The organism is Novipirellula galeiformis (genome assembly GCF_007860095.1).
Lineage (GTDB): Bacteria > Planctomycetota > Planctomycetia > Pirellulales > Pirellulaceae > Novipirellula > Novipirellula galeiformis.
The window spans coordinates 669,294-680,367 of record NZ_SJPT01000005.1 but is presented as its reverse complement, the minus strand read 5'-3'; the positions used below and the strand labels follow the sequence as shown (position 1 = coordinate 680,367).

Genomic DNA, 11,074 nt, shown 5'->3' with positions numbered 1-11,074 from the left:
TCGCCGCACGGTCCGGCTACAGATGTGGGCGATCGCAATTTCACCGGGATCAAAGACTTCCGAGCGTGTCAGACGAGCCACGATCACACCTCGCAAAACGGCAGCAGCAACAGGGTAACTGGCCAACATTCAATCGTTCGCCCCACATGATCCGAAGTCAACCCCCGCGCATTGGGCTCTGTCCCCATGCGATACCTCCGAGCATTGAGCTCTGTCCCCACACGAATCGTCCCCACGCGAATCCAGTGTTGAGCACGCAGTCAGCCAGCATTTGTTCGATTGCGAAAGAAGGGACCATCCTAGTTAAGGGCCGCCGAGGTTCGCTATTCGTAGGTCCACCTAAGCTGCGTACACGAAAAAAACTCGCTTCGTCGACAAAATTTGACGACGAAAGCGAGTTTCCAAAAAGTGTCCGCGAACCTCGTCCTCGGCATTGCTCCCACACGCAATATTCTCAGTTGTGCAAGCAACACCGACCCACTGAAATCCGCCTGTCGTGGGCTATTGCAGGTCGAAGTCGAGCGTGTTCGAGCCTCGTTCGACTTCGGCGGTTAGCTCCGTCTCTTTGTTGTACTTGGCGGGCAGTTGGGCGACCTTTGCGGCGGGGCTTATCTCTTCCTCGCCGACCTGCACACCCGTCTCGATTTGGACAGAGTGTGGACCCACGAGGGCTCCTTCTTTGAGGCCGGTGAACATTAGAGTGTAGTGGCCGGCCGCATCGGTCACGCCGTGAGCCGATCGTTCACCCGAGGTCGGATAGAAGCTGACCATGGCGTCGGGTAGCGGTTGCCCGTTGAGTGTGACGGTTCCGCTGACCTCCGCCAGGGTTGGCCCGCTTGACCCGCACCCGGTTAGGCTGATGGCCAAGCAAACCATTAGCGACAATGTAATGTGATATCGATGCATTCCAGCTCTGCTCCATTGATCTAGCGTGTACAGGTTAGTCCAATCGTAATGCGAAGACGATGCTTCGCATGGATTGGATTACCAGATTGCGACGTAAACGATCGTCGCAATCTGGTGCATTAGTGATAAGCCGCGTCCTGAATTGGGTGAGATTCCTATAACGCCGCGACCGCGTTTTTCACCAAGCGGATCAATATTCGCCGATTACCTCACCCTCGTTGATCGTCCCCAACGCGGAATAGGTTGGCAGGCTGATCGTCTCGGGAAGGAAGACGACCGATCCGTCGCCGCGTAGGAATTGGGCACCACCGGGATGGAGGCTACTGGCCGCGTAGGAACCGCGCCCGTTGATCGGGTAGTCCGTGTCGTTGGATAATCGATTCATCCGCACTCGAAGTCCGAACTGGTAACTGTTGTTGATCGACCCGGTCAGGTCATGCCAGCCGATCCACAACGAAGCGTTCCAAGGAGATATGCCGGCACGCTCGACCATGACAACCGTATTACTGGTTCCATCGATGATATCGCGGAATCTGATTTCCGAGTCGTTATAAAAGGTCGCCAACTTGTCAGAGGTCTTAGCGCCAGCGGTGTTGTAAGTGACGGACGTATAAACACCGACATAGTTCGCCTTGGCGAATGCGCCACTGACGTTTGACTTCAGCCGCTCGTTCAGATCGGGGCTGGGGTCGGACGGGCAGATGTAGGCAGGGACTACCGTCTTTGCCAAGGGGGTAGCTCCGGTCGAGATAATGGCCGGGTTGTCCTGCCATCTCGGTGCCTCGGCGGTACCTCGGGCAATGAAGGCGCCTGCAGTGGAAAGCTGATCGTGCAGTGCCCCTTGCTCGATCTGTGGCAAGATTAGGGCCAAGACGCCGATCCGGCTCAAGGAGATCTCACCCGGCGGAAATTTATTGAAGGTGTCGTGATAGTTGTGCAGTGCCAGACCAATCTGTTTGAAATTGTTGCTGCATTGCATCCGCCGCGCCGCCTCGCGCGCCGCTTGGACCGCTGGCAGCAACAATCCGACTAAAACACCAATGATCGCAATGACGACGAGCAACTCGACGAGCGTAAAGCCGGCGCGGGTCGCTCCTGAAAACCTCTTAAAACATTGCATGCTAATTTCCCCAAAAGAATGTGATAAAAGCTGGGCCTGGATTAGTAATTTATTTGTGTTGTTTTGCAACAAACACGGTGGCCCGAAGATTATTTGTGTTGTCTTGCAACAAACACTGTGTGGCCCATTAGAGCCTATTAGGGCGAAGTTAATGCCCGTTAGGGCGAGAGTAATACCTCATAGGGGCGCAGTCAACCCCTGAATGAGGAAACGATGTCCGGTAGTGCTGGGATAAAACCGGTTTTCGATAGAGAGTGAAAGTTTCTTACGAAGAACGACTAGCCACCGACTTCGGTCTCTGGCGGAGGTTCGACTGCGGTAACAACATTGTGTCAGGGCTTCGTCGGGGGCAGCGACTTGTGTTTGGGTGTTGAAGTGAAGCGGCTGCTCAATCTTTTCAGCGTCTTGACGCTACAGCGAGGACTCCCTGTGCCGACGTTCCGCTCGACGGACCAGGTTCGAAACACTGTCGACGCCTGACAGACTAAACCGCGGTCCCATTTCTCGGAGTGTGGCCGGTGACCATCGCCGGCAAAGCCAAGCTGCGATGTCGCGGCCTGCGGCGACGCTACGGAATGCGGCGTAGTCCGTAGCGTTCCACACATGGTAGGCAACCACTGCTGCAATGATCTCGTCGGATGACAACGTTTTGCACTGCTTTGCATTTTGGCTGCCGTAGTGGACGTGGCTACACGTCCCTTGCCTAGCATCGGATGAACTTTCCCAACCTCGCAGAAAAGGATCTTTAGCAAGATCCACTACGTTTCAGTTGCATCAGACCTTGTTTACGAAGGAACGAAATCACTCGGTCGAAACGGAGTTAGTACCACCCATCAAAATCTTCATCCACCGTAACACGCAAGGATCCCGTCGGATGACAAAGTTTTCTACTGTTCTGCGGCTGCCGTAGTGGACGTGGCTACACGTCCCTTGCCTAGCATCGAATGAACTTTCCCAACCTCGCAGAAAAGGATCTTTAGCAAGATCCACTACGTTTCAGTTGCATCAGACCTTGTTTACGAAGGAGCGAAATCGACTCGGTCGAAACGGAGTTAGTGCCACCCATCAAAATCTTCATCCACCATAACTCGCAAGGATCATTGTCGGATGACAACGTTTTGCACTGCTCTGCATTTTGGCTACCGTAGTGGACGTGGCTACACGTCCCTTGCCTAGCATCGAATGAACTTTCCCAACCTCGCAGAAAAGGGTCTTTAGCAAGATCCACTACGTTTCAGTTGCATCAGTCCTTGTTTACGAAGGAGCGAAATCACTCGGTCGAAACGGAGTTAGGGAGTTAGGGGAGTTAGTGCCACCCATCAAAATCTTCATCCACCGTGACACGCAAGGATCCCGTCGGATGACAAAGTTTTATACTGCTCTGCATTTTGGCTGCCGTAGTGGACGTGGCTACACGTCCCTTGCCTAGCATCGGATGAACTTTCCCAACCTCGCAGAAAAGGATCTTCAGCAAAATCCACGACGGGGGCGTGCGTTAGAATGAGTCGAGATGGTTCGCTCCTGTTGCTGCAAAGACGTGAGCCATCATCCGCCATTGCCTCTTCAGGATGCTGCCAGATGACCTCATTTTATTACTCGTTGATCTTTACCGCTTTGACGATGTTCGCGACATGTGCGTGTCGTGGGCAAGAAACGCCCGTGCAGGAAGCGTCAAAGCAAGAATCATCAAACCAAGAAGTGTCCGCGGGCGAACCAGCGAAACACGCTCGCCCCGCCAATCGGCTTGCCGGCGAATCGAGTCTGTATCTGCTGCAACACGCCCACAACCCCGTCGATTGGTATCCCTGGGGCGAAGCGGCCTTTGAGAAGGCGGTTCGCGAAAACAAGATGGTGTTCCTGTCGGTCGGCTATGCCGCGTGTCACTGGTGTCATGTGATGGAACGCGAGTCGTTTGTCGATCCTGAAATCGCAGCGCTGCTGAACGATCGCTTTGTTTGCATCAAAGTGGATCGTGAACAACGCCCCGATGTCGACCAGATCTATATGTTAGCGGTTCAGATCGTTAATCGTGGCAATGGCGGTTGGCCGATGTCAGTGTTTTTAACGCCGCAGGGAAAACCGTTTTGGGCAGGCACCTATTTTCCAGCTCGAACCGGCGATCGCGGTCAATCGACGGGCTTCCTGAGTATCCTTGGCCAGATCGACCAGGCATGGACAATGCAGCAAGATGCGGTCCAAACCCAAGCCGAAGCATTGACGTTGATGATCAAGCAAAATCGCAGTGGGATTGCCGAGGAGGAGTTGCATACGGCTGAAGCGGCGCTGAATCAAAACTTAATCGACCGCGTGGCTGCTTCGCTCGATGAACAATTCGATCCGATCTATGGTGGTTTCGGTTTTTCGGATGCCGAACCGAACCGTCCCAAATTCCCCGAACCTTCGAATCTCTATTTCTTGATGGACCGAATCGATCGTGAGTCGACGTCGGAAGCCCAGCGTGACACGTCACTGAAGATGCTGACGCGAACGCTCGATGGAATGATTAGCGGAGCGATGTTCGATCACATCGGAGGCGGCTTTCATCGCTACAGCGTCGATCGTCGCTGGCAAATTCCCCACTTCGAAAAGATGCTTTACGACAACGGTCAATTGGCGTCGGTGTACGCATGGGCTTTCGAGATCACCAAGCGGCAAGAGTATCGCGACGTAGCTATCGCGATCTGTGATTTCGTGCTGCGGGAACTGAAGTCCGATGATGCTACGTTCTACAGTTCGCTCGACGCCGATTCCGAAGGCGAGGAAGGAAAGTTCTATCGCTGGAATAAGGAAGAAATCGAAACGCTCGAAAAGTCGCTCAAAGGGTTTGAGCGGTTCGCCACGATCTATCAATTCCACGAGAAACCAAATTTTGAAGTCGAGTTTTTTGCACCCGCGCCGAAACACTCGTTGACTGAGATCGCCAAGCAAAGCGAGCAAACCTATGAAAACCTGTGGGATGCAATGCAGGTCGTAAAGTCCGAGTTGCTGACGATCCGCGAGAAACGCGAGCGTCCGTTGCGAGACGAGAAGGTGTTGGCGGCTTGGAATGGGTTGATGATCGCGGGCCTAGCCGATTGTGGCCGATTGCTCGATCGCTCCGATTACATCGGAGCGGCAACGAAGGCTGCTGATTTTATACTCGCAAAACTCGCTGCTGATGATGGAACGTTGCGACGCGACTATGCCTCGGACGCGAAAAAGCTTGACGGCTATCTCGATGATTATGCGTTTTTTGTCTCGGGGCTGATTGCCCTGCATCGAGCCACTGGCGAAGCAAAATGGATGAAGGCGGCTGAGTCGTTGACCGAGAAGCAGATCGAGTTGTTCTGGGATGAAACGGTGGGCGGATTTTTCTTTACGACTGCCGAGCAGTCGCTATTGATCGTGCGGATGAAAAATCCCACTGACGGCGCGCTGCCAGCCGGAGCCAGCGTGGCCGCCGAGAATCTGCTGTACTTGAAAAAGCATTCTGACGTATTTGCCGAGAAAGACTATCTCGGCAAGCTCGCAGTCACCGCTGCGGCAGTGATCAAGCAGAACCCTGCCGCCGCACCGAGGATGGCCGCCGTGTTAGCGGACTACGTCGAGTCGGACTGATCAACGTGGGATACGTCTCTCCTAGCGAACCTCGCCCAGAGTTTCGGGAGTTCTTGGAGGAGCCGAACGTCTTGACGACTTTCGCTACGGGGAAATCCGTCAATAATTGATTTGACTTCTAAACGAGGTTCTAGCGTTTTGATTGCGGAGCAATCAACGGACGTTGCACTAGAACGGGGCGTCGTCTTCGTTGGCTTCGTCGAAGGCATCGTTCGCTGAACGCGAGACCTTTTCGGTCATCGTGTCGCCTGCACCGCCGCCACCGTTAACGAGTCGGAACGACAACGCTTCGGCGTTCAGGAAGTACTTCGCTTCGCTGTGCTCGTCCTTTTGCCAGCGGCGTCCGCTTAAGCGGTAAACCACTTCGATTTCGTCGCCGACTTTGATGTCATCCACGGCGTCGCAGCCATCTTTGACAAATTCAAGCGGAACGTAGTTGGTAAAGCTTCCCTTTTCTTGCTCAAGCACAACAAGACGCTTGCGAAAACCTTTGTTTCCGTAGGTCTTGGTGTCTTCGATCAAATGGACTACGCCGCTGACTTTCGAGTCGCTCATACCAAACTGCTCTATTCTTATGCTTCAAAACTTCAGAATTCGTGATACCGATTGCGCCATTATGGTGAAAGCGACCACGATCTGGCAACCGTCCGGAATCACGAGAGAATATCGTGTACGACGCTGCCATGCACATCGGTCAAACGGAATTGGCGTCCTTGGTACTTGTAGGTCAAACGCTCGTGATCGATCCCCATCAGGTGCAGGATCGTGGCATGCAGATCGTGAATGTGCACCGGATTTTCGGTCACGTTGTAACCGTATTCATCGGTTTCTCCGTACGAGATTCCAGGTTTGATCCCGCCGCCGGCCATCCAAATCGAAAAACAGCGTGGGTGATGGTCACGACCAAAGCTGTTTTCCGTCAATTTGCCTTGGCAGTAATTGGTCCGGCCAAATTCACCACCCCAAATGACGAGGGTGTCGTCGAGTAGCCCGCACCGCTTCAGATCTTTTACCAATGCCGCCGATGCTTGGTCGGTCGCCGCACATTGCCGCGGCAATCCCGAGGGCAACCCACCATGGTGGTCCCAACCTTGGTGATACAGCTGTACGAAACGGACACCTCGTTCAACCAGTCGGCGTGCTTGCAAGCAATTGGCCGCAAACGTTCCTGGGTTTCGAGAATCCTTGCCGTACAACTCGAACACCGATTCGGGTTCGTCCGCAAAGTCGGTGGCTTCGGGAATCGAATTTTGCATCCGAAATGCCAACTCGTATTGAGCAATCCGGGTCTCGACATACGGATCGGGTCCCTTGGCGAGTTGTCCTTCGTGCAATTGGTTCAGTGCATCCAGAGCGGTGCGGCGACTGCTGCTATCAATCCCATCCGGGTTGCTCAAATACAGCACAGGATCTTTACCGCTGCGAAATTGAACGCCTTGATGCTTGCTGGCCAGAAAACCATTGCCCCACAACCGCGATGACAACGGTTGTCCGCTCCCGTTCTTGGAAACCATTACGACGAAGGCGGGCAGGTCATGGTTTTCGGTGCCCAGCCCGTAGTCCATCCACGCCCCCATGCTCGGTCGCCCGGGAAATTGGCTGCCGGTTTGCATGAATGTGACTCCAGGGCCGTGGTTGATCGCCTCGGTGTACATCGATTTGACAACGCAGATGTCGTCGGCAATTCCGGCGGTATGCGGCAACAAGTGGCTCATCCACGTTCCGCTTTCGCCGTACTGTTTGAACTCGAATGGCGACCCGATCAACGGCAGGCTCGACTGGTTCCCGCTCATCCCGGTTAACCGTTGGCCGCCACGGACTTCGCCGGGCAATTCGCTGCCCTGTTTCTCATTAAGCAGCGGTTTGTAATCGAACAGATCCAACTGGGACGGAGCACCCGCTTGAAACAGGAAGATCACCCGTTTTGCCTGGGGGGCATGATGCAGGGCTTTGAGGATTCCGTTGCTGCTCGATGGCGAAGTCGCCTCGGTATGTAGCATCTGGCTTGCCGCCAGGGCGCCGAAACCCATCCCCATTTGACTGAGCATCGTGCGGCGAGGAAAAGCAAAGTCGCTTGTTAGGTGCTTGTTCATGATTTGTTATCGCTTCATCACGCAAAGGTCAAAGTTCATTAGAGTGCCGACCACCACGCTGGTTGCCGCTAACGCGGCGCGATTTATTCCATCATCGATTTCCGCGTCGCCGATCGCCAAAAATTGAGTTGTGCGACCATCGTGCTGTGTGAAGTAATCAAGTTGAGCTTGGTAAAGCGTTTGTAACGTTTCGAGTTGAGTCGCACTCGGTTTCCGGCTGGTCGTTTTACGAAACGCATCGACTAGAATGGCAGCCGTGTCATCGCCATGCAGTTGTATGAGCGTTTCCGCTGTGACACGCCCTGCCTCGACAAATTGAGGCCCGTTCATCAGCACAAACGCTTGCAGAGGCGACGAAGTGCGTTCACGTTTGACTTGGCACACGTCGCGTTTCGCTGCGTCAAGCGTCATCATTGTGGGGGCGGGGCCGGTCCGCTTCCAATACGTGTAGAGACTGCGTCGGTACAGGCCGTTGCCGCTGTCTCGCTTGGAGGGACTGAACGATTCTTCGATATCGTACGGCTTGACCGGAGGGCCGCCGGCGGCCGTGACCAAACGCTGGCCGATCGCTAACGCGTTGTCGCGAATCATCTCGGCGGGCAGTCGATAGCTGGGAAAACGGCTGAGCAGTTGGTTTTCGGGATCGGTCGCCATCGATTGGGGATCGGGATTTTGACTGGATTGCCGATAGGTTGCCGACGTTACAATTCGTTTGAGCATCCGCTTGATATCCCAGCCATTCTCGATGAATTCGACCGCCAACCAATCAAGCAATTCGGGATGCGTAGGCGGTGCACCTTGGCTGCCAAAGTCCTCGGGCGTACGCACGATTCCCTCACCAAAGCAGATTTGCCAAAGACGGTTGACGGCAACACGACTGGTTAACGGGTGGTCGTTGCGGGTGAGCCATTGCGCGAGTCCGAGCCGGTTGCGCGGAGCATCTTCGGGAAAGTTTGGTAGGATACTTGGCGTCGCTGGCTCGACTGCTTCGCCGCGTTGATCGTAAACACCACGCTCAAGCAAATAACTTAGTTTCGGTTCCGACAGTTCCTTCATGACCATGATCTCGTCGACGGCATCCTGCACCGCACAGAGATTTTTGCGAGCTTCTTTCAGCTGCTGGCGAGCTCGTTCTACGGTGTCGTCGATGCGACCCAGGTAATGGTCGCGAAGCAGTTGGGCCGTTTCCGCCGTGGGGTTTGCGGCGGGCAGTTTCGCTGCGCAAAGCCGTTGGATTTCCAGCTTGGTCAACTCGGTATCGTAGACCTGAAATTCGTCGACCGATCCCAGCTTGAATCCGTTGTCGCGAAATCGTTCGCCAATGGCGATGGTGTCACCACCGCCGCCGGTGATATTTTTCGTAAGCGAATCGCGAACCGTTTCGGTTTCGACTTGTTTTCCGTCGACGTAAATCGCCAATCCCGCGGCGCTGCTGGATCCATCGTTACTAACGACGACATGGATCCATTGGTCGGTGGGAATCGCTTCATGGCTGCGGATGCTGATCGCATTGCCAGGCCAAAAGTGAATCAGCGACCACCTGAGTCGGCCTTCATCGATGAGCAGTTCATAGCCGCGGCTGGCGGCGTCGGTCCAAGCACGCGAGCGATGGAAGATCACCGCCCGCGATTTGACATCGGGCGATTTGATCCAGCACGAAACTGAAAAAGGCGTAAAACGCGAAAAATTGCCGACCTTGGTGTTGATCGGATCATCCCCGGTTAGTTTTACAGCATTTCCGATAACGCCTTCGGTTTGCGTATTGGGGGCAGACGGTGTGTCTTCGAAATCGAGAGCCAGGATCGGGGGGGCAAGCTGGGTTTCGACGTCATTTGATTCGGCGTCGAGCGACTCAAGACCCGCGGCCCATTTAGCCGCTGCCTCCTGACGTGCGGTAACCGCGTTTCGCAGCGCTTGCCAGGCCGATTCAACGGCTGTTGTGGTCGTAGCGAGCTGTTGTTCTTGATCCGGCGTGGGCAGCGGCAACGTCGGGGTGGGGATCGCGTTGGTGAAGAAAGAGTACAAGCCGGCTTCGGCAATGTTGTCGAAGAACGCGGACAATTGGAAGTATTCTTTTTGCTTCAGTGGGTCGTATTTGTGGTCATGGCAACGACAACACTCCATCGTTAAACCCATGATCCCAGTGGCAACCGTTTGCGTACGATCGGCGACCGATTCGATGCGGAACTCTTCGGGCACGCTACCCCCTTCGCACTCCTGGGGATGCAATCGATTGAAGGTGGTTGCCAATATCTGGTCGCGGGTGGCGCCCGGTAGCAAATCACCAGCAAGTTGTTCGGTGATAAATTGGTCGTAGGGCATGTTTTGGTTCAGCGCCCGGATCACCCAGTCACGCCACGGCCAAACGAACCGGTCACGATCAACTTGGAAACCGTAGGTGTCGCTGTAGCGCGCCACATCGAGCCAATCGGCGGCCATTCGTTCGCCGTAAGCGTCGCGTTTGAGTAACCGATCGACGCATCGTTCGTAGGCATCCTCTGAATCGTCGGCCAAGAACGAATCGATCTCTTCGATCGTGGGCGGCAATCCAGTCAAATCAAAGGTGACTCGGCGAATCAAGGTTTCACGATCGGCCTCGGGTGCGATCGAGAGATTGTTTTTCGTTAGCTTGGCTTGGACAAAATGGTCGATCGCATTGTAGGCGCGCTGGCCTGCGTTAGGCTCGGGTACCTCGGGGCGTTGAGGGGCCACAAACGACCAATGGCCTTCATAATCCGCTCCTTGGTCGATCCATTTTCGAATGGTTTCGATTTGATCCTCGCGAAGCGAACGTCCCGAGCCTGGGGGCGGCATGCGAAGATCAGGATCGTCCGAAATGAGTCGCAAATAGAGATCGCTTTGGGCCGCATCGCCAGGCTCGATCGCGTTCTCTTTAACACCTTCTTCGGTGTCGAGTCGTAAGTCGGCTTGACGTGCCGCTTCGTCAAATCCGTGGCAATGAAAGCAGTTTTCCGAGAGGATCGGGCGGACATCGAGATTGAAGCCGACGGCGCGATCCGAGCCGGAGGAGTCTTCACCCCAAGCGAAGCTCGCAACCGCACACAGCAACGTCAAAGTTGCAAAACGACGTGGTTCAACAACGCTCATGCATTTCCTACTTGGGTCCATCGCGGCTCCGCTTTCAGAAACCATTGTACACCGTTCTCAGAGAGTTGGTCTCTGGATCGCCACGTTAGACTATTCTTTGAGGTCGTGTTTGGCTCCCCGCTTATTCTCGATCCCAATCTTCTCCGCTTGGCTTCGGTCCAGCGCAGTGGCGCCGACGGGATCAAGATTAGGAGTTGAGTGTTGAAGAACCAGCGAGGCCTACTTGGGAGTTAAGAAATTGGCGAGACGT

General features: G+C 54.6%; 7 protein-coding genes. 1 reads left to right on the top strand and 6 read right to left on the bottom strand.

Translation table 11 applies throughout. The features are described 5' to 3' along the window. Window positions 1-501: 501 nt before the first annotated feature. The 3 genes from Pla52o_RS16695 to Pla52o_RS16685 all read right to left on the bottom strand — a co-directional run bounded on the left by Pla52o_RS16695 (window position 502) and on the right by Pla52o_RS16685 (window position 2,785). Entirely contained in the window at window positions 502-906 is a 405-nt protein-coding gene (locus tag Pla52o_RS16695; RefSeq protein WP_231612406.1) for a carboxypeptidase-like regulatory domain-containing protein, read from the bottom strand. A gap of 190 nt (window positions 907-1,096) precedes the next feature. Beyond that, a complete protein-coding gene (locus tag Pla52o_RS16690; protein ID WP_146595704.1) occupies window positions 1,097-2,026 on the bottom strand; it encodes a DUF1559 family PulG-like putative transporter in 930 nt (309 codons plus the stop codon). 411 nt (window positions 2,027-2,437) lie between these two features. Then, complete coding sequence (locus Pla52o_RS16685; RefSeq protein ID WP_146595703.1) at window positions 2,438-2,785, bottom strand: hypothetical protein; 348 nt, start codon at window positions 2,783-2,785, stop codon at window positions 2,438-2,440. A gap of 819 nt (window positions 2,786-3,604) precedes the next feature. Between Pla52o_RS16685 and Pla52o_RS16680 the strand changes: the two genes are divergently transcribed. Next, window positions 3,605-5,623: a thioredoxin domain-containing protein gene (locus Pla52o_RS16680; RefSeq protein WP_197169290.1), complete on the top strand. Its 2,019-nt coding sequence runs from the start codon at window positions 3,605-3,607 to the stop codon at window positions 5,621-5,623. A 168-nt stretch (window positions 5,624-5,791) separates the two neighbouring features. On the opposite strand, the gene Pla52o_RS16675 is transcribed toward Pla52o_RS16680, so the two are convergent. From Pla52o_RS16675 to Pla52o_RS16665, 3 genes are all read right to left on the bottom strand, one after another. Further along, a complete protein-coding gene (locus Pla52o_RS16675) occupies window positions 5,792-6,178 on the bottom strand; it encodes a DUF3127 domain-containing protein (RefSeq protein WP_146595701.1) in 387 nt (128 codons plus the stop codon). A gap of 98 nt (window positions 6,179-6,276) precedes the next feature. Further along, the gene (locus tag Pla52o_RS16670) at window positions 6,277-7,716 is read right to left on the bottom strand and encodes a DUF1501 domain-containing protein (protein ID WP_146595700.1); all 1,440 of its coding nucleotides are present in this window, start codon (window positions 7,714-7,716) and stop codon (window positions 6,277-6,279) included. Window positions 7,717-7,722: 6 nt separating this feature from the next. Continuing rightward, complete coding sequence (locus tag Pla52o_RS16665; protein WP_146595699.1) at window positions 7,723-10,824, bottom strand: DUF1553 domain-containing protein; 3,102 nt, start codon at window positions 10,822-10,824, stop codon at window positions 7,723-7,725. Between the last annotated feature and the right edge of the window lie 250 nt (window positions 10,825-11,074).